General features: G+C 68.8%; 20 protein-coding genes. 7 read left to right on the top strand and 13 right to left on the bottom strand.

All coding sequences use genetic code 11. From position 1 onward, the window contains the following. Nucleotides 1-374: 374 nt before the first annotated feature. Both ACXPWS_RS03405 and ACXPWS_RS03400 read right to left on the bottom strand, forming a co-directional pair. Nucleotides 375-725 carry a VOC family protein gene (locus ACXPWS_RS03405; RefSeq protein WP_458711089.1) on the bottom strand — a complete coding sequence of 117 codons (351 nt, stop codon included), beginning with the start codon at nucleotides 723-725 and terminating at the stop codon, nucleotides 375-377. A gap of 29 nt (nucleotides 726-754) precedes the next feature. Further along, the gene (locus ACXPWS_RS03400) at nucleotides 755-2,020 is read right to left on the bottom strand and encodes a M18 family aminopeptidase (RefSeq protein ID WP_458711088.1); all 1,266 of its coding nucleotides are present in this window, start codon (nucleotides 2,018-2,020) and stop codon (nucleotides 755-757) included. A 108-nt stretch (nucleotides 2,021-2,128) separates the two neighbouring features. On the opposite strand from ACXPWS_RS03400, the gene ACXPWS_RS03395 reads away from it, so the two are divergent. Together ACXPWS_RS03395 and ACXPWS_RS03390 are read left to right on the top strand one after the other, a co-directional pair. Then, complete coding sequence (locus ACXPWS_RS03395) at nucleotides 2,129-3,097, top strand: Dyp-type peroxidase (RefSeq protein WP_458713397.1); 969 nt, start codon at nucleotides 2,129-2,131, stop codon at nucleotides 3,095-3,097. Next, nucleotides 3,094-3,891 (top strand): family 1 encapsulin nanocompartment shell protein, encoded by a 798-nt coding sequence (locus tag ACXPWS_RS03390; RefSeq protein ID WP_458711087.1) that lies wholly within the window; start codon nucleotides 3,094-3,096, stop codon nucleotides 3,889-3,891. The genes ACXPWS_RS03395 and ACXPWS_RS03390 overlap by 4 nt, the downstream gene beginning before the upstream one ends. A gap of 16 nt (nucleotides 3,892-3,907) precedes the next feature. Here ACXPWS_RS03390 and purQ read toward each other — a convergent pair whose 3' ends face one another. Beyond that, nucleotides 3,908-4,582, bottom strand: coding sequence for a phosphoribosylformylglycinamidine synthase subunit PurQ (purQ, locus tag ACXPWS_RS03385; protein WP_458711086.1), 675 nt, complete (start codon nucleotides 4,580-4,582; stop codon nucleotides 3,908-3,910). Further along, nucleotides 4,579-4,818: a phosphoribosylformylglycinamidine synthase subunit PurS gene (purS, locus tag ACXPWS_RS03380; protein WP_458711085.1), complete on the bottom strand. Its 240-nt coding sequence runs from the start codon at nucleotides 4,816-4,818 to the stop codon at nucleotides 4,579-4,581. Before purS ends, purQ begins: the two co-directional genes overlap by 4 nt. 101 nt (nucleotides 4,819-4,919) lie before the next feature. On the opposite strand from purS, the gene ACXPWS_RS03375 reads away from it, so the two are divergent. Further along, complete coding sequence (locus ACXPWS_RS03375) at nucleotides 4,920-5,573, top strand: MBL fold metallo-hydrolase (RefSeq protein WP_458711084.1); 654 nt, start codon at nucleotides 4,920-4,922, stop codon at nucleotides 5,571-5,573. 47 nt (nucleotides 5,574-5,620) lie between these two features. Continuing rightward, nucleotides 5,621-6,214 carry a phosphatase PAP2 family protein gene (locus ACXPWS_RS03370; protein WP_458711083.1) on the top strand — a complete coding sequence of 198 codons (594 nt, stop codon included), beginning with the start codon at nucleotides 5,621-5,623 and terminating at the stop codon, nucleotides 6,212-6,214. Here ACXPWS_RS03370 and ACXPWS_RS03365 read toward each other — a convergent pair. The 6 genes from ACXPWS_RS03365 to ACXPWS_RS03340 all read right to left on the bottom strand — a co-directional run bounded on the left by ACXPWS_RS03365 (nucleotide 6,127) and on the right by ACXPWS_RS03340 (nucleotide 12,801). Next, the gene (locus ACXPWS_RS03365; protein WP_458711082.1) at nucleotides 6,127-7,767 is read right to left on the bottom strand and encodes an FAD-binding dehydrogenase; all 1,641 of its coding nucleotides are present in this window, start codon (nucleotides 7,765-7,767) and stop codon (nucleotides 6,127-6,129) included. The genes ACXPWS_RS03370 and ACXPWS_RS03365 overlap by 88 nt on opposite strands. A 35-nt stretch (nucleotides 7,768-7,802) precedes the next feature. Further along, nucleotides 7,803-8,519, bottom strand: a complete 717-nt coding sequence (locus ACXPWS_RS03360) for a DUF2334 domain-containing protein (protein ID WP_458711081.1) — start codon at nucleotides 8,517-8,519, stop codon at nucleotides 7,803-7,805. Nucleotides 8,520-8,590: 71 nt separating this feature from the next. Beyond that, nucleotides 8,591-9,085, bottom strand: a complete 495-nt coding sequence (locus ACXPWS_RS03355) for a glutathione peroxidase (RefSeq protein WP_458711080.1) — start codon at nucleotides 9,083-9,085, stop codon at nucleotides 8,591-8,593. An 11-nt stretch (nucleotides 9,086-9,096) separates the two neighbouring features. Then, nucleotides 9,097-9,660, bottom strand: a complete 564-nt coding sequence (locus ACXPWS_RS03350) for a TetR/AcrR family transcriptional regulator (RefSeq protein WP_458711079.1) — start codon at nucleotides 9,658-9,660, stop codon at nucleotides 9,097-9,099. Nucleotides 9,661-9,766: 106 nt separating this feature from the next. Continuing rightward, a complete protein-coding gene (locus tag ACXPWS_RS03345; protein ID WP_458711078.1) occupies nucleotides 9,767-11,917 on the bottom strand; it encodes a S9 family peptidase in 2,151 nt (716 codons plus the stop codon). Further along, nucleotides 11,914-12,801 (bottom strand): phosphoribosylaminoimidazolesuccinocarboxamide synthase, encoded by an 888-nt coding sequence (locus ACXPWS_RS03340; RefSeq protein WP_458711077.1) that lies wholly within the window; start codon nucleotides 12,799-12,801, stop codon nucleotides 11,914-11,916. Before ACXPWS_RS03340 ends, ACXPWS_RS03345 begins: the two co-directional genes overlap by 4 nt. Before the next feature lie 30 nt (nucleotides 12,802-12,831). On the opposite strand from ACXPWS_RS03340, the gene ACXPWS_RS03335 reads away from it, so the two are divergent. Both ACXPWS_RS03335 and ACXPWS_RS03330 read left to right on the top strand, forming a co-directional pair. Continuing rightward, entirely contained in the window at nucleotides 12,832-13,449 is a 618-nt protein-coding gene (locus ACXPWS_RS03335) for a hypothetical protein (RefSeq protein WP_458711076.1), read from the top strand. Nucleotides 13,450-13,544: 95 nt separating this feature from the next. Beyond that, the gene (locus ACXPWS_RS03330) at nucleotides 13,545-14,417 is read left to right on the top strand and encodes a DUF559 domain-containing protein (protein ID WP_458711075.1); all 873 of its coding nucleotides are present in this window, start codon (nucleotides 13,545-13,547) and stop codon (nucleotides 14,415-14,417) included. 15 nt (nucleotides 14,418-14,432) lie between these two features. Here the strand turns inward: ACXPWS_RS03330 and ACXPWS_RS03325 are convergent, their stop codons facing one another. The 3 genes from ACXPWS_RS03325 to ACXPWS_RS03315 are packed head-to-tail and all read right to left on the bottom strand — an operon-like array spanning nucleotide 14,433 to nucleotide 17,686. Beyond that, nucleotides 14,433-15,641: a cytochrome P450 gene (locus ACXPWS_RS03325; protein ID WP_458711074.1), complete on the bottom strand. Its 1,209-nt coding sequence runs from the start codon at nucleotides 15,639-15,641 to the stop codon at nucleotides 14,433-14,435. After that, nucleotides 15,641-17,059, bottom strand: coding sequence for an adenylosuccinate lyase (purB, locus tag ACXPWS_RS03320; protein ID WP_458711073.1), 1,419 nt, complete (start codon nucleotides 17,057-17,059; stop codon nucleotides 15,641-15,643). The genes ACXPWS_RS03325 and purB overlap by 1 nt, the downstream gene beginning before the upstream one ends. Before the next feature lie 18 nt (nucleotides 17,060-17,077). Next, nucleotides 17,078-17,686 carry a TetR/AcrR family transcriptional regulator gene (locus tag ACXPWS_RS03315; protein WP_458711072.1) on the bottom strand — a complete coding sequence of 203 codons (609 nt, stop codon included), beginning with the start codon at nucleotides 17,684-17,686 and terminating at the stop codon, nucleotides 17,078-17,080. 81 nt (nucleotides 17,687-17,767) lie between these two features. Here ACXPWS_RS03315 and ACXPWS_RS03310 point away from each other — a divergent pair, with 81 nt between their 5' ends. Next, nucleotides 17,768-18,658: an alpha/beta hydrolase gene (locus tag ACXPWS_RS03310; RefSeq protein WP_458711071.1), complete on the top strand. Its 891-nt coding sequence runs from the start codon at nucleotides 17,768-17,770 to the stop codon at nucleotides 18,656-18,658. Nucleotides 18,659-18,670 lie beyond the last annotated feature (12 nt).

The following is an 18,670-nucleotide window of genomic DNA, read 5'->3' as shown; positions in this document are numbered from 1 at the left end:
AGCAGCGCGGCCCAGGACAGGCCGGGCAGCAACCAGCTGCCCAGCAGCACCGACACGGCCAGGCTCAGGGGCAGCGCAATCACGATGAGCCGGACCGCGGGCCCGAACATGCCGCCGAAGAAGCCGCCGCGCACATGCGTGGCGTGACCGAACAGCAGGATGGCCAGGATCAGCTCGATGATCGGCAGGATCACATCGGTGTCCAGGCTCGCCGCGAGCGCGTGATGGGTACCGACACCCACCGCCGCGCCGGTGACGACCAGGACCATGGCCGGCGTGATGCGCCGGCGGTCCAGCTGTCGCGCGAACAACGCCCACACCGCCAGCGCCACACTGATGCCGACGACCGACCACGCCATGCCGGCGGACACCCGTCAGGACGCCGCGGCCACGCAGAAGGCGTTTCCGTCCGGGTCCGCGAGCACCACCCAGCGGAATTCCGCGCCGAAGTCGTGCCGGCCCGTCTCGGTGGCACCCAGGGAGACCAGGCGGGCCACCTCCGCCTCCGGATCGGCGGCGGCGAAGTCGACGTGCACCCGGTTTTTACCCGGCGTCGGATCCTCGACCCGCTGGAAGCCCAGCCGCAACCCGCTCGACAACGTCACGAACACGAACTCCCCTGGCAGCAAAGGATTCAGCGCACCGCCGGTGGCCGTGGCCCACCAGGTCGCGAGGCGGTCGGGATCGACTGAATCGAACGTGATCATCTCCACACCAAGAGCCATACCGGGAGCCTAGCGACCATCCCCGACGGCTACGGCGCAGACGAACCTGCCGGCGCCAGAAACGCCTGGAGTGCGGCCGCGTAGGCAGCGACATCGCGCGCGCCCATCACCTCGCGGGCCGAATGCATGGCCAGCTGCGCGGCACCCACGTCGACCGTCGGGATGCCGGTGCGCGCCGATGTCATCGGGCCGATGGTCGACCCACACGGCAGGTCGGCCCGGTGTTCGTAGCGCTGCAACGGCACCCCGGCCTGCCTGCACGCCAGCGCGAAGGCTGCCGCGGTGCGCCCGTCGGTGGCGTAGCGCAGATTCGGCTGCACCTTGAGCACCGGTCCGGCGTTCACCGCGATGAGGTGTCCGGGTTCGTGGCGGTCCGGATAGTTCGGGTGGGTGGCGTGCGCCATGTCGCCGGAGGCCACCATCGACTCGCTGCACCGGCGCAGGAAGTCCTCCCGGCTGCCCCCGGCGGCGAGCACGATGCGCTCAAGCACCGTCGGCAGCAGGTCGGACTGGGCGCCGTGATCGGATTGCGAGCCGACCTCCTCGTGGTCGAACAGCGCCAGCACCGGGATGTGGCCGGTGGGTGCGGCGTCGAGCAGCGCCTCCAACCCGGCGTAGCAGGTGGCCTGATTGTCCAGCCGCGGCGCGCTGACGAAATCGCCGCCCGCGCCGGTGATTGCCGATGCCGTCAGGTCATGGGTCATCAGGTCGAAGCCGAGCACGTCGGCCGCGCGCACCCCGGCACGTTCGGCAACGAACCCGACGAAGGACCGCTGCTCCCCCAGCCCCCAGATGGCGTTGACATGGCGCTGCGGGTCCGGGCTGACGCCCTTGCGATCCTCGGACAGGTGGATGGCCAACTGCGGCACCCGCAGGATCGGATCGTCGATCCGCACCAGCCGATCCGACACCCCCGAGCCGTCCAGCACCGACAACCGGCCACTGATCCCCAGATCGCGGTCCAGCCAGGAGTTCAGCCACGCACCCCCGTACGGCGCCAGCGCCACCACCTGCCAGCCCGCGACCACCCGGTCCGGATGCTGCTTGACGCGCAGGTTCGGACTGTCGGTGTGCCCACCGACGATCCGGAACGGCACCTGGCCGGGCGTCGAATCCCAAGCCACCAGCGACCCGGCCCGCACCGTGAAGAAGCGTCCCGAGGCAGGCCAGGCGTCGGCCTCGGACAGCTCGGTGAACCCGGCGGCCTCCAGCCGGCGCGCGGCGGTGACGCAGACGTGGAACGGGGACGGCGACGCGTCGATGAACTCACACAGGCTCTGGGGGCTAGCTGGCATCTTTTCATCTTGACCGGTGTGGACCGCCGCGGCCGCGCTAGGGTCTGCGATGTGTCCGATCTTGTTCCTCAGGCGGTGCTGGCACCGCTGACGCCGGCCGCCATCTTCATGGTCGCCACCATCGACGCCGGCGGCGAGCAGTCGGTGCACGACGCGCTGGCGGACATCTCGGGACTGGTCCGCGCCATAGGTTTTCGCGATCCCACCAAGCGGCTGTCCGCGATCACCTCGATCGGCTCGGACGCCTGGGACCGGCTGTTCGCCGGGCCACGACCGGCCGAGCTGCATCCGTTCATCGCCTTGGACGGCCCGCGTCACCACGCCCCCTCGACGCCCGGCGATCTGTTGTTCCACATCCGCGCGGAGTCCTTGGACGTCTGTTTCGAGCTGGCCGGCAAGATCGTCGCCGCGATGGACGGCGCCATCACCATCGTCGACGAGGTGCACGGGTTCAAGTTCTTCGACAACCGCGACCTGCTCGGCTTCGTGGACGGTACCGAGAATCCGGACGGCGGGCTCGCGGTGCGCGCCAGCCAGATCGGGGACGAGGACCCCGATTTCGCGGGCGGTTGTTACGTGCACGTCCAGCGCTACCTGCACGACATGTCGGGCTGGAATTCGCTGTCGGTGGAGGAGCAGGAACGCGTCATCGGGCGCACGAAGCTCGACGACATCGAGCTCGGCGACGACGTGAAGCCGGCCAACTCGCACGTCGCGCTCAACGTCATCGAGGACGAGGACGGCAACGAGCTGAAGATCCTGCGGCACAACATGCCGTTCGGTGAGATCGGCAAAGGCGAGTACGGCACGTATTACATCGGGTACTCGCGCGCCGCGTCGGTCACCGAGCGCATGCTGCGCAACATGTTCATCGGCGATCCGGCCGGCAACACCGACCGCATCCTGGACTTCTCCACCGCGGTCACCGGATGCCTGTTCTTCACCCCGACCGCGGACTTCCTCGACGATCCCCCACCCCTGCCCGGCGACGACGCAGCCGTCCCCGGAGTTCCGGTAGCACTGCCCACTCATCCCGGTTCGCTGTCGATCGGCAGCCTGAAAGGAACACCGCAATGAACAACCTGTATCGCGAACTGGCGCCGGTCACCGAAGCCGCCTGGGCCGAGATCGAGCAGGAGGCCACGCGGACCTTCAAACGCCATATCGCCGGGCGCCGCGTCGTCGACTGCGCGGGGCCGAGCGGGGCCACCACCGCCGCGGTCTCCACCGGGCACCTGCTCGACGTGGCCTCACCCGGTGACGGTGTGCTGGCCCACCTGCGCGACAGCCGCCCGTTGGTGCGGTTGCGGGTGCCGTTCACGATCAGCCGCGAGGCGATCGACGATGTGGAGCGCGGGTCTCAGGACTCCGACTGGGACCCGGTGAAGGACGCCGCCAAGAAGCTGGCGTTCGCCGAGGACCGGGCGATCTTCGAGGGTTATGCGGCGGCCGACATCCAGGGCATCCGGGCGGCCGGCTCCAACCCGGGACTGGCGCTGCCCGAGGATCCCCGCGACTATCCCGATGTCTTCGCCCAGGCGCTCTCGGAACTGCGGCTGGCCGGTGTCGACGGCCCGTACTCGGTTCTGCTGTCGGCCGACGCCTACACCAAGGTCAGCGAGACCACCGAGCACGGGTATCCGCTGCGCGAGCACCTCAACCGGGTGGTCGACGGCGACATCATCTGGGCGCCGGCCATCGATGGCGCATTCGTATTGTCCACCCGCGGAGGCGATTTCGATCTCCAGCTGGGCACCGACGTGTCGATCGGCTACCTCAGCCACGATGCCGACTCCGTGCAGCTGTACCTGCAGGAGACGTTCACGTTCCTGGTCTACACCGCCGAAGCCTCGGTGGCGTTGTCCGCCTGACTCGCCTCCGGCGGGTTCAGGCCGTCAGCACCGCATCCAGGGCCGAGTAGAACAGTCCGAGCCCGTCATCGGACGGCCCCGTCAGCGGTTCGGTGGCGTGCTCGGGATGGGGCATCAGCCCGACCACCCGGCCGTCGGCGGAACTGACCCCGGCGATACCGCGCATCGACCCGTTGAGGTTGTCGCGATAGCGGAACACCACGCGGCCGTCCCCCTCGAGCTCGTCGAGCACGGTCTCCGAGGCCACGTACCGGCCCTCGCCCGACTTCAGCGGCACCAGCAGGTCGGCGTCCTGTTCGTAGCGGGTGGTCCAGGCCGTGGCGTTGGACGCCACCTGCAGCCAGACGTCCCGGCAGATGAAATGCAGCCCGGCGTTGCGGGTGAGCGCGCCCGGCAACAAGCCGGATTCGCACAGCACCTGGAAACCGTTGCAGATGCCCAGCACCGGCAGCCCGCCGCGGGCGGCGTCGACCACCGAACGCATCACCGGCGCGAAACTGGCGATGGCGCCGGCCCGCAGGTAATCCCCGTAGGAGAACCCGCCGGGAACCACGACGGCGTCGACGCCCTTGAGGTCGGCGTCGGCGTGCCACAGGGCGACGGCCTGGCCACCGGCCAGCCCGACCGCGCGCGCGGCGTCGACGTCATCGAGCGTTCCGGGGAACGTGATCACACCAATTTTCGCGGTCACGACGGGTCCCGGCTCACCACGAAATCCTCGATGACGGTGTTGGCCAGCAACGATTCGGCGACCTCGGCCAGCGCCTCGTCGGACACCGAGTCGTCCACCTCGAGCTCGAAACGCTTGCCCTGGCGGACATCCGAGATACCGCCATGGCCTAGACGCCCCAGCGCGCCGACGATCGCCTGCCCCTGCGGGTCGAGGATCTCGGCCTTGGGCATCACGTGCACTACGACGCGGGCCACGGGTACTCCTTCATGAGTCGGCGGGTCCAATCCGGCAGCCTGCCGTGACGGTCCTGATCGGCTGTAACTCTACCGACGTGAATACAAGCCACAATGGAGCCATGCAACTCGTGCACTTCGGCCACTCCTGCCTGCTGGCCAGCTTTCCCGACGGCACCGGCGCGGCGACCACGGTGCTGTTCGATCCCGGCAACTTCTCGCACGGGTTCGAGGGCGTCACCGGCCTGGACGCGATCCTGATCACCCATCAGCATCCCGACCACGCCGACACCGCCCGGCTGCCCGCCCTGCTGGAGGCGAACCCGCAGGCCAAGCTGTATGCCGACCCGCAGACCGCAGCGCAGCTGGGAGGACCTTGGACGGCGGTGCACGCCGGGGACGCGTTCACCGTCGGGCATCTGGCGGTGCGCGGTGTGGGCGGCACGCACGCCACCATCCACCCCGACATCCCGGTGATCGACAACACGTCCTACCTGATCGGCGACGGGGAGCACCCGGCCCGGCTGATGCACCCCGGCGATGCGCTGTTCGTCCCCGGTGAGCCGGTCGACGTGCTGGCCACCCCGGCGGCGGCCCCGTGGATGAAGATCTCCGAGGCCGTCGATTATCTGCGGGCGGTGGCCCCGGCCCGCGCGGTACCGATCCATCAGGCCATCATCGAGCCGGCGGCGCGCGGCATCTACTACGGCAGGCTGTCGGAGATGACCGACACCGACTTCCAGGTGCTCGAACCGGAGAACGGAACGGAGTTCTGAACCGGCGGGCCCTGCTGCGCTGGTGGCCGCCGGTCGGGTTGACGGCCATGGTGGTGCTCGGCCTGCTGGTGGGCGGCCGGAACACCGCCTTCGACGCTTTTGCGCTGCGCGCCATGAACCGGGTGTTCGGCCCCGAGCCGATCTGGATGCTGTACTTCACCTGGGGTGTGGCGATGGTGGCGCTGCTGTTCTGCGCGGTGGTGGTGGCGCTGTGGCGGCGACGCTGGCGCCTGGCGGTGGTGGTGGCGCTGTGTCCCATCGTCTCGCTGATCGGATCTCGCGTGCTGAAGAAGGCGTTCGGTCGGTCCAAGGGCGAGGGTGCGGGCTGGGCCTACGCCTACCCCAGCGGGCACACCACGGTGGTCACCACCGTCACGGCGATGGTCGTGCTGGCCTCCGGCTACGCCGCGTGGCGGGTGGCGCTGGCCGCCGTGGTCAGCGTGATCGGCGGACTCGGTATGGCCGCGACCGATCTGCACTACCTGACCGACATCTTCGGCGGTTGGCTCTTCGCCACGTCGATGGTGTGCCTGGCCGTGCTGGCGGCCGGACCTCAGGCGGTGTCCCGGGCGGCGGCCCTGCCGGCTGCCCTGCCGGAGAACACACATCCACCCAGGAAGGTGCCCTCCAACGATCGGTAGCCGTGTACGCCGCCGCCGCCGAACCCGGCGGCCTCGCCCGCGGCGTACAGGCCACCGAACGCGCTGCCGTCGGCGGTGAGCACCCGCGACTCCAGGTCGGTTTCCAGCCCGCCCAACGACTTCCTGGTCAGGACGTGCAGTTTGACCGCGATCAGCGGGCCCGCCTTCGGATCGGTCAGCCGGTGCGGGGCGACGACCCGGGCCAGCCGGTCCGGCAGGTATCCGCGGGCCCCGCGAATCGCGGTGATCTGTCCGTCCTTGGTGAACCGGTTGAGCACTTCGCGGTCGCGAGCCGTCACCTCGGCTTCCACCGTGGCGTAGTCCAGCGGCAGCACATCGGCTACCGCGTTCATCGCCGTGACCAACTCACGCAGCGAGTTGGCGGTCACGAAGTCCACGCCGCGGTCGACGAAGGCCCGTACCGGCGCCGGGCCACCGTCGCGGCCCCGGGCCAGCACTTCGCGCACACTGCGCCCGGTCAGGTCCGGATTCTGTTCCTGTCCGGACAGCCCGAATTCCTTGGCGATGATGCGGGCGTTGAGCACGAACCAGGTGTAGTCCTGACCGGTGGCCGCGATGTACTCCAGGGTGCCCAGGGTGTCGAAACCCGGGTACAGCGGCACGGGTAGCCGTTTCCCGCTGGCGTCCAACCACAGTGACGACGGACCGGGCAGGATCCGGATGCCGTGATTGGGCCACACCGGGTCGTAGTTGGTGATGCCCTCGGTGTAGTGCCACATCCGGTCGGCGTTGATCACCCGGCCGCCGGCCGATTCGGCGATGCCGATCATCCGGCCGTCGACGTGCTCGGGTACGCCGGAGAGCATCTGTCGCGGTGGCGTACCCATCCGGGCCGGCCAGTTCTTGCGCACCAGATCATGGTTTCCGCCGATACCGCCGCTGGCCACGATCACCGACTGGGCCCGGAATTCGAAGTCGCCCAAGGTGTTCCGCGAGGACGCCACACCGCGGTCGGCGTCCGAGGGTTCCAGTACCGCGCCGCGAACGCCCACCACCGCGCCGCCTTCGACGATGAGCTCGTCGACGCGGCGCCGGTGCGCGAAGGTCACCTTCGAGTGCCCGAGCAGCCGCCGGGCGAAGATGTCCACCAGCGCCGGGCCGGTGCCCCAGGTGATGTGGAAACGGGGGACCGAATTCCCATGTCCCAGAGCGCCATAACCACCGCGTTCGGCCCACCCGACCATGGCGAAGGTCTGCAGCCCACGCTCGCGAAGCCAGCTGCGCTTCTCGCCTGCGGCGAAGTCGACATAGGCGTGCGCCCACTGCCGCGGCCAGTGATCTTCGGCGCGGTCGAATCCCGCTGCGCCCAACCAGTCCTGCAACGCCAGTTCGTGGCTGTCGCGGATGCCCAGGCGGCGCTGCTCGGGGCTGTCGACGAAGAACAGCCCGCCGAAGGACCAGTAGGCCTGGCCGCCGATATTGGCGGCGTTCTCCTGGTCGACGATCAGCACGCGGCGGCCGCGTTCGATCAGTTCGCATGCGGCGACCAGCCCGGCCAGTCCCGCACCCACCACGATGACGTCGGCGTCCATGAGGCCAAGGCTAGCCCGGCAACCTGATCCGAACGTCAGGCAGCGTCCGGCTTCGTCATTCCCGCGGCGGCCGGGGCGGCCCAGCGGTACACCCCGGGTACGCACTGGTGCATCAAGGCCAGGTCGACGGCGTCCAGGATGGCCTGCCGGGTACCGGTGCGGCGCAGTTGGCGGGCCGACACGGCCAGGCGCACGATGCCACCGCGGCGGGCGCTGCGGTCGGCCGACAGCACCAGCGTCCGGCACCACCACGGTTCGGTCAGAAAGCCCTCGCCGATGCCGAGCACCCTGCCCCGAACGGTGTGCTCGCGGACCAGATCGGTGATGCCCGCGACCCCGATCAGCAGTCGGAATCCATTGCGCGGCAGCGCGGTCACCGTGCCCTGGGACACCGTCCAGCCGGGCGCCGCGAACAGCCGGGTGCGCAGCCCGAGTTGCTCCAGTACGCGGTCGGCGCCCATCAAGCGCAGGTTCGCCTCGTGCGCGGGCAGCACCGCGAACTCGCCCCGGCGGGTCTTGGTCGCCGCCTCGTCGAAACCGTGCAGGACCAGCGCGTCACCGCGGCCGCGCCGGTCGGTGAGCCAATCCACGCTGGCCCGGTCCCGCTCCAGGCGGTAATCACCCTTGAGCCGGGGCGCCACCATCAGCGACACCGGGACACCACGAGCGTCGAGTTCGTCACGGAACGCGTCGACCTCGGCCAGGGTGCGGTCCCTGATTCCGGAGATGGAGACGATCAGTTCTCCTGCCACGTTCACAGTGTGGCAACGTCAGGTGTCGCAACGGTTGCGGACACCCGGACAGCGGTTGACTTTTAGGACAGTTATCCCGCCAGGACCGCTTCTATCGCCTCGATCACCTCGGGGGCGTCGGGCTCGGTGCGCGGCCGGAACCGGTTGACCACCGTGCCGTCCGGCGCCAGCAGGAACTTCTCGAAATTCCACTGGATGTCGCCGGCCTGACCGTCGGCGTCGGCGCTCTGGGTCAGTTCGGCGTACAGCGGATGCCGGTCGTCACCGTTGACATCGGTTTTGGACAGCAGCGGGAAGGTCACCCCGTAGGTGGTCGAGCAGAACTCCTCGATCTCCTCGGCGGTGCCGGGCTCCTGGCCCATGAACTGATTGCACGGCACGCCGACGACGGTGAGGCGCCCGGCGTAGGTCTGCGCCAGCTTCTCCAGCGCACCGTACTGCGGAGTGAGGCCGCACTGGGATGCGACATTCACGACCAACGTTGGGCCACTGGATAATTGGGCCAGGGTGGTGGGGGTGCCGGACAGCGTGGTCAGCGGCAGGTCTTTGAGGTGTCGGGGGCTCACGACATCCGACGCTAGCCGTCGAACAGGATCGCCGCCAGCCTCTGCACCGTGGCGATCGGATCACCGTCGGTGCGTGTCTTGTCGAAGGCATCGTTGAGCCACAGCTGAGCGAAGCCGTGCACCATCGACCACGCGGCCAGGGCGGCACCGTCGGGATCGGCTTTGGCGTGCGGGTCGGCCAAGGTGCCGACGCCCCGGTTGAGTTCGGCCCCCGCGGCGGCCGAGGCCGCCAGCAGGTCGGGATCGGCGTCGTCGTAGAGCGACTTGTCGAACATCACCTCGAAATGCCCGGGATGGTCCAGCGCGAATCGGACGTAGGCCTTGGCCGCGTCGATGAACTGCGGGCGGGCTTCGGTCAGCGCAGCGGTCAGCAGCCGGAATCCCTCCGCGGCCAGGGCGGTGAACAGCCCGCGCCGATCGGTGAAGTGGTGCGCCGGTGCCGCATGCGAAACCCCGGCCGCCCTGGCGAGTTCGCGCAGCGAGACGCCGTCCGCGCCGCGTGCGGCGACCAGCGTCGCTGCCTCGGCGAGGATCGCCGCGCGCAGGTCGCCGTGGTGATAGGTCTGCTTTCCCACCCGCGCATCCTATCTTGACAGCGGCTAGTTTCCGGGGTGGCCGTTCTCTTCGCTCTCGCGCTCGACGGCCTGGCGGCGCGCACCGCCGGCGTCGATGACGGCGAACCTAACCCTGCGGACCGCCGTAGAGGCTGCCTACCTGGCCGCTGCCGTAGTTGTCGCGGTCGGCGGTGGCCAATAGCCACGCGTACTGGAAGGCCGCTTCCTTCCAGCGTTCGTAGCGTCCGCTGATGCCGCCGTGTCCGGCCACCATCTCCGTCTTGAGCAGCACCGGGTGGTCGTCGGTCTTGACGTGCCGTAGTGCGGCAACCCATTTCGCGGGCTCGACGTAGTACACCCGGGTGTCATTGAGTGAGGTCATGGCCAGAATGGCCGGGTAGTCCTTGGCCTCGACGTTCTCATACGGCGAGTAGGACTTCATGTACTCGTAGACAGCCTTGTCCTGCAACGGGTTTCCCCACTCATCCCATTCGGTGACGGTCAGCGGCAGGGATGGGTCCAAGATGGTGGTCAGCGGGTCGACGAACGGCACCTGGGCCAGCACGCCGGCGAAGGCCTGCGGCGCCAGGTTGGTCACCGCACCGATCAGGAGCCCACCGGCGCTGCCGCCGAGAGCCACCAGATTGCCCGCCCGGGTCAGATCGGTGTTCACCAGATGTTCTGCCACCGCGATGAAGTCGGTGAACGTGTTGCGCTTCTGCAGCATCTTGCCGTTCTCGTACCAGGACCGGCCCAGCTCGCCGCCGCCGCGCACATGCGCCACCGCGAAAACCATGCCGCGATCCAGCAGCGACAGCCGCGCGATGGAGAAGCGCGGATCTTCACACGACTCGTAGGCCCCGTAGCCGTACAGCAGCGCCGGAGCGGGGAAAGCCAGTCCGGCCCGGTGCACGATCGAGATCGGGATCCGGGCCCCGTCCTGCGCGACCGCCCAGTCCCGGCGCTCCACGTAATCCTCTGGCCGGTAGTCGCCGAGCACGGGCTGCTCCCGCAGCAGCGTGCGCTGCCCGGTGGTCAGGTCCAGGTCGTAGACGCGCACCGGGATGACGAACGACGTCGCCGCGACGCGCAGCTTCGGCGACGACCAGTTCGGGTTGCCGGACAACCCGGCCGACATCAACTCCGACTCGAACGCGATCTCCTCGGGTACACCGTAGGAGCCGTCGGCGTTGATGGGCCACAACTGGATTCGCGGCAGCGCCTCCCGGCGGTAGCTCACCACCAGATGGTTCTCGAATGCGTCGACGTCATCCAGGCGGACGTCGTCGCGTCCTTCGATGAGGGTGCGGAACGCGGTCGGGTCACTCACCGGGGCGTCCACCAAGGTGAAGTTCAGCGCCCCGTCGTTGTGCATGATGAGGAAGCGGTCCTCGCCGCCCACCACCGCGTGTTCGACGGAGTACTCCACCGTGTCGCGGCGCGGCAGTACCACGGTGAACTGCGCTTCGGGGTCCGCGGCGTCGGCATAGTGCACCTCGGTGGTGACCGCGCTGCCCGCCGCGATCAGCACGTATTTGTTGCTGCGGGTGCGTCCGACGCCCAGCCAGAAGCGTTCGTCGGGTTCGTGGAACACCTTCTGCGCGGAAAGACCCGACGCCAGCCGATGCCGCCACACGGTGTCCGGCCGCCACGCCTCGTCGACGGTCACGTAGTAGACGGTGCGGTTGTCCGCCGCCCAGGTGACCCCGGCTCCGATCCCGACGATGGTGTCGTCGTACAGCTCGCCGGTCCGTAAGTCCTTGAACCGCAGCGTGTACCGTTCGTCACCCTTGACGTCGACGGAGTAGGCCAGGATGTTGCCGTCGACGCTGACGCTGATGGCGCCCAGGGAGAAGAACTCGTGGCCTTGGGCTTCGATGTTCTCGTCGAGCAGGACCTGCTCGCCGGGGATCGCGGTGTTCTCGTCCAGCTCCGGCGGAGTCCAGTCATCGGGATCGACGATCGGGCAACGGCATTGCACGCCGTACTGCTTGCCCTCGAAACTGCGCCCGTAGTACCACCACTGGCCGCGCCGGGTCGGCACCGACAGGTCGGTTTCCTTGGTGCGGGCCTTGATCTCGTCGAAAATCTTCTGCCGCAACGGCGCCAGGTGCGCGGTGGCCTGTTCGGCGTAGGCGTTCTCGGCCTCCAGGTGCGCGATGACCTCTGGGTTGTCCTTCTCGCGCAGCCATTCGTAGTGGTCGATGAACACGTCGCCGTGGTGCTCACGGCGGGTGTCCACCCGCTTGGCGACCGGCGCCTCGTGCAACGATGTCATGCACCGATCCAATCGTCGAAGTTCAGTCCGGAAATGCGTTCGTAGGCCTCGATATAACGGGCCCTGGTGGCCGCGGCGATCTCCTCCGGCAACGGCGGGGGTGGGGTGTCGCCGTGCCGGTCCCAGCCGGAGTCCGGTCCGGTCAGCCAGTTGCGGACGAATTGCTTGTCATAGCTGGGCTGCACCACGCCGGCCTGGTAGGAGTCGGCCGGCCAGTACCGCGACGAATCCGGGGTCAGTACCTCGTCGGCCAGCACCAGCTCACCCTGTGCATCCACGCCGAACTCGAATTTGGTGTCGGCGACGATGACGCCCTTGCTCAGCGCGTGGTCGGCGGCCTTGGAGTAGATCTCCAGGGTGCGGTCGCGCAGCTGGGCGGCGCGGTCCGCGCCGACCAGCGCGACCACGTCGTCGAAGGAGATGTTCTCGTCGTGGTCCCCCAGTTCGGCCTTGCTGGCCGGGGTGAACAGCGGCCGGCCGAACTTACTGGCCTCGCCCAGCCCGGAGGGTAATTCGATACCGCACACGGACCCGCTCTGCTGGTAGTCGATCAGGCCCGATCCGGTCAGGTAGCCGCGGGCCACGCATTCCACGGGCAGCATCTCCAGTTGCCGCACCACCAGCGCGCGGCCCAGCACCTCGGCCGGGATGCGCGCGTCATCCGGCGGCCCGGCCAGGTGGTTGGCCACCCCGAGGTGGTCGAAGAAGAACACGCTCATCGCGGTCAGAATCCGGCCCTTGTCGGGTATCTCGGTGTCCAGGATGTGGTCGAAAGCCGATATCCGGTCCGAGGCCACGAACAGCAGGTGGGCGTCGTCGATGCGGTACAGCTCGCGAACTTTGCCGCTGGCCAGATGCCGGTAGTCGGTCAGAGCGGGGCGCATCCGCCCACCCTATGTGCTGGGATCGGAGCCATGAGCTCGCGGTACCTCCCCTACGCCACCAAACCCGGCCGGCTGCTGGCGCAGCTGTTCAGCGATATCGCGGTGATCATCTGGACCGCGACATGGGTGATGGTGGGCGGGGCCGTGTACTCGGCCGTCGCCACCATCTCCGAGGTGGGCCGTCAGGTCCAGGGCGGCGCCGACGGGGTGTCCGGCAACCTGGCCTCGGCCGGGGACAGCGCGGACGACGTCCCGTTGATCGGTGGCACGCTGGCCGGGCCGCTGAAGGCCGCCAGCCGCGCGGCCGACGAGATCGCCGGTGCCGGCCACAGCCTCGATGTCACGGCGAGCTGGCTGGCGTGGGTGCTGGCGCTGGCCGTGGCGGCCACCCCGATCCTCGCCGTGGCGATGCCCTGGTTGTTCCTGCGCGTGCGGTTCTTCCGCCGCAAGCTGATGGTGTTGTCGTTGGCCTCCAGCCATGCCGGCCAGGAGCTGCTGGCCATGCGCGCCCTGGCCAACCGGCCGCTGGCCAAGCTCACCGCGGTCGACCCCGACCCGATCGGCGCCTGGCGTCGCGACGACCGGATGGCGATCCGCGGCCTGGCCCTGCTGGAATTGCACGCCGCAGGCATTCGGCTCAAGTCCTGAGCGATTTGTGGAGCGCAAGCCGTAACCATTACGGGTTTTACTCCACAAATCGCTGAGGTTGGAACCGATCGGCGCTGGACCGCGTCGGAACCGACATGCTCCAGGATTTACTGCGCGACCACGACGGAGTCATCACCCTGGCACAGGCCCGAATGGCGGGGCTCAGTCAGGACGACGTCGACTACCGCGTTCGCAGTGGCCAGTGGCGGCGGTGCGCACGCGGCGTCTTTTTCGCCGACGACCGGCAGTTCACCGACGCCGCGCGGGTCCGTGCCGCCGTGTGGTCGTACGGGACCGACGCAGTCGCCAGCGGGCTTGCCGCAGCCTGGTGGCATCAGCTGACGCGGTACGCGCCCGAAGTGGTCGAGGTGACAGTGTCCAGAAGTCGCCGGCTCCGATTCCAGCCCGGCACCAAACTTAGGCGCCGAGATCTCGACCCGGCCGAGGTCATCGAACGATCGGATCTCCGCGTCACGGCCCTGCCGCTGACCGTCGTCGAGGCCGCGGCCCGGCGCGGGGGCGGCCCCAAGATCATGGATACTGCCCTGCAACGACATCTGGGACTACCCGAACTGTGGAAGAGCCATCTCAACAACAAGGGCAGGCATGGGTCGCCGCGCGCTCGCATCCTCTTGCTCGGAGCTGCAGACGGCACCCGATCCGAAGCCGAAAGGCTGCTCGGGAGAATTCTGCGACAGGCCGGCATCGTCGGCTGGATCGCCAACCATCGCGTGGCCGGTTACAAAGTCGACTACGGGTTTTCTGCCGCGAAACTCGCCCTGGAAGCCGATGGCTGGGCGTTCCACAGTGAGCCTGATGACTTCAATCACGATCGCGTCCGTCAGAACGCGCTGATTCTCGCGGGCTGGCAGGTGCTGCGATTCACCTGGCTCGACCTCAACGAATACCCCGAACGCGTGGTTGCAGAGATCAAGGCAGCGCTGAACCGGCGATTTGTGGAGCGATAGCCGTAACCATTACGGCTATCGCTCCACAAATCGCAAGAAGAGATGACGCATCCCGGTGTGCCGGTTGCTGCGCGTCCACTCCACCGGTGCCACCAGCTCGGCAGCGCAGAACCGCGCCAGCAGCTCCTCGAACAGCACCCGCAGCTCCAGACGGGCCAGGTTGGCACCCAGGCAGTAATGCACCCCGTAACCGAAACCCAAGTGCGGATTCGGTTTACGGGTGATGTCGAAGACGTCCGCATCGGGGAACACCGACTCGTCGCGGTTGGCCGAGCCTTCCCACACCTGCACCTTCTGCCCCGCCTCGACCGGGCACCCGCCCAGGGACACCGAGCGGGTCGCGGTCCGCCGCTTGGACGGCGACGGCGAGGTCCAGCGCACCATCTCCTCGATCGCACTGGGCAGCAACGACATATCCGCGCGCAGCATCTGGAGCTGGGCGGGATGCTCGATCAGCGCCAGCAGTCCGCCGGCGACGGCGTTGCGGGTGGTCTCGGCGCCCGCGCTGAACAGCAGGCTGAAGAACAGATACAGCTCCAGATCCGACAACTCCGCATCGGCGGCGTTGGCCACCACCGACAGCATGTCGTCGGTCGGTTCGGCGCGTTTGGCCGCGATCAGTTCCTGCCCGAACGTATACATCCGCGAGCCGGCTTCTTCTGCGGTCATCTGCCCGACTTCAGCGGTGCGCGCGCCACCGAAGTCGAACTGCGGCTCGATCGCGTGGAAGAGCCAGTGCCGTTCCGATTCCGGTATGCCCAGCAGGATGCAGATCATCTGCATCGGCAACTCGGCCGCCACGTCGACCAGGAAGTCCAACGGCACACCCGGCGCCACCGCGTCCAGCAGCCGGCCCGCCCGCGCCCGCAGGTCGTCTTCGACCCGGCGGATCATCCGCGGGGTCAGCCCCGAGGACACCAGCCTGCGGATCTGCGCGTGCCGGGGGTCATCCATCATGTTGAGCACCTGGCCGGCGACGGACAGGTCCTGCAGCAGGGTCCCGCCGAACGGCCGAGACCCGCCGGTCACCGATGAGAAGGTGGCCGGATCACGAAGTACCGCAAGCGTTTCGGCATAGCCGGCGACCGACCAGAACCCTTCCCCGTCCGGGGTGTGCTCGGTGGGCTCATGCCAGTACACCGGTGCCGTACGCCGGTGCACGGCGAACAGTTCATGGGGAAAGCCCGCGGCGAAGCGGTCCAGATCGGTGAGATCCGCCAGCATCACAAGATGGCACCCGAGGTGTACTTGGCCGCCTCCGGGTAGCGGCTCACCAGTTCGTCGACCGCGCCCACCACCGCATCCACCTGAGCCGACGCCGCCCCACTGAACGCCGCCCGGTCGGCCAGTGCCGCGTCGAGCGCGACCCGGTCCAGCGGCAGCCGCGGGTCGGCCGCCAGCCGGTCCAACAGGTCTGGCTCGGCACCCTTTTCCCGCATCGCCAGCGCGACGGCCACCGCGTGCTCCTTGATGACCTCATGGGCGGCTTCCCGTCCCACGCCGGCGCGCACCGCGGCGATCAGGATCCGGGTGGTGGCCAGGAACGGCAGGTAGCGGTCCAGCTCGCGCTGGATGACCGCGGGGTAGGCGCCGAATTCATCGAGCACCGTCAGGAAGGTCTCGGTCTGGCCGTCGACGGCGAAGAACGCATCGGGCAGCGCGACGCGGCGCACCACCGAACAGAACACGTCGCCCTCATTCCATTGCGCGCCTGCCAATTCGGCTGCCATCGAGGCGTACCCGCGCAGGATCACCTGCAGACCGTTGACGCGTTCACAGGACCGGGTGTTCATCTTGTGCGGCATTGCCGAGGACCCGACCTGTCCCGGCGCGAAACCCTCGGTGACCAGTTCATGCCCGGCCATCAGCCGGATGGTGTGGGCGAACGACGACGGCCCGGCCCCCACCTGCACCAGCGCCGAGAGCACATCGTGGTCCAGCGAGCGCGGGTACACCTGCCCGACGCTGGTGAAAACATCTGTGAATCCCAGGAATTGAGCGACCCGACGCTCCAGGTCGGCCAGCCGGTCGGTGTCGCCGTCGAACAGGTCGAGCATGTCCTGTGCGGTGCCCATCGGGCCCTTGATCCCGCGCAGCGGGTAACGGTCGATGAGGTCGCGCAGCCGCTGCAAGGCCACCAGCATCTCCTCGGCCGCTGACGCGAAGCGCTTACCCAGCGTGGTGGCCTGGGCCGCGACGTTGTGCGAACGGCCGGCCATCACCAGCTCGCGGTAGAGCACGGCGCGCTCGGCCAGTCGCGCGACGACGGCCACGCCGTGCGCGTGCACCAGTTCCAGCGACCGCCGGATCTGCAGCTGCTCGACGTTCTCGGTGAGGTCGCGACTGGTCATGCCCTTGTGCACGTGCTCGTGGCCGGCCAGCGCGTTGAACTCCTCGATGCGGGCCTTGACGTCGTGGCGGGTGACGCGTTCGCGCTCGGCGATCGAGGCCAGGTCGACGTTGTCCACCACCCGCTCGTAGTCCTCGACCACCCCGTCGGGCACCGGCACGCCGAGTTCGGCCTGCGCGCGCAGCACGGCGATCCAGAGTCTGCGCTCGGCGACGATCTTGGCAACGGGGGACCAGATGGCCACCATTTCATCGCTCGCGTAGCGGTTGGCCAGGACGTTCGGGATGCTCACGACCACACAGCTTACGAGTCAGTCGAACGGCGCGAGAACGTCGATCACGTCCATCAAGGTCGCGCGGGCGGTCTCGCGCGGGGTGTCGCCGTCGTCGACGAGGGCGGCGACCACCGCACCGTCGACCGCACGGACCATCGCCGTGAGTAATTCGGTGTGCACCGTTCGGCCGGATCGCTCGACCACCTCCACCACGGCGTCGGTGCGCTGACGCAGGATCCGGCGCTGGATATCACGCAGTTCGGGCTGGCGCGCGCAGGCGATGTAGCGCTCGTAGCGGGAGATCAGTTCCGGCACCCGGGACCCGGGATCGTCGCCGACCAGCAGATCGACCAGCAGATCGGCCGTGGACTCCGCGCCACGCCTGCGCCGGGACAGCGTCGCCACCTGTGTCTTGAGCTGTTCGGCCTCGCGCGCGCCGAGCTGTTCGACGGCTTTGGCGATCAGATCTTCCAGCGAGGAGAAGTAGTACGTCGTCGACGCCAGCGGCAGACCGGCCCGTCGCGCCACAGCCCGATGGCGCACCGCGTCGATTCCGCCTTCGCACAGCAGATCGGCCGCGGCCGTGACGAGTGCACCCCGTCGCCGCTCTCCCTTGGGGGTCACCGCCGCTGTCACGCCTTGCATGGTGCCAGCAAATGGCCTGCTGTATGGGGGTTTTTCGGCAAACGCCAAGCCACTGCACAAGATCGCCCGGCGCCCGATGGCATGATGGCCCGCATGCCAGACGTGACGCGCCGGACCGTGATGCGGTGGGGCCTCGGCGCGGCGGCGGGTGCGGCAGGTGCCTACGCACTGGGCTCGCTGCCGAACGCCCCGAAAGCGGCCACCCCATCGGTGGCGATGACGAGTGTCGGCGCGCCGCTGGCCCCGCCACCGGCCGCGCCGGCCCCCACCTATGTCACGGGATCGTTCGTCTCGGCGGCCCGCGGCGGTATCCCGACCAACTGGGCGATCGCCCGCCCGCCCGGCCAGACGGCGCCGCTGCGCCCGGTGATCGCCCTGCACGGGAAGGGCAGTGACGCCGCGACGGTGATGGCCGGCGGGGTGGAGGATGGCCTGGCCCAGGCGGTGGCCACTGGGATTCCGCCGTTCGCGGTGGTGGCGGTCGACGGCGGCGGCGGGTACTGGCACAAGCGCGCCGACGGCGACGACGCCGGCGCGATGGTGCTCGACGAGCTGATCCCGATGCTGGCCGGTCAGGGGCTGGACACCTCCCGGGTGGGTTTTCTGGGCTGGTCGATGGGCGGCTACGGGGCGTTGCTACTCGGTTCGCGGCTGGGCCCGGCGCGTACCGCGGCCATCTGCGCGGTCAGCCCGGCCCTGTGGACCTCGTCGGGGGCGACGGCGCCCGGCGCTTTCGACGGCGCCGATGACTATGCGGCCAACAGCGTGTGGGGTCAGCCCGCGCTGGGCTCCATCCCGATCCGGATCGACATCGGCAACAGTGATCCGTTCGCCTCGGCGACCCGGCAGTTCATCGCCCAGCTGCCCACCCCGCCGTCGGGCGGCTTCTCACCCGGCGGCCACGACGGTGCGTTCTGGAGTTCGCAACTGCCCGCGGAGGCCGCCTGGATGGGTCCGTTTCTGGTCGCCTGAGACAACCCGGCG

It is taken from the genome of Mycobacterium sp. BMJ-28 (genome assembly GCF_054404835.1).
This window is presented reverse-complemented; position numbering and strand designations above follow the sequence as displayed.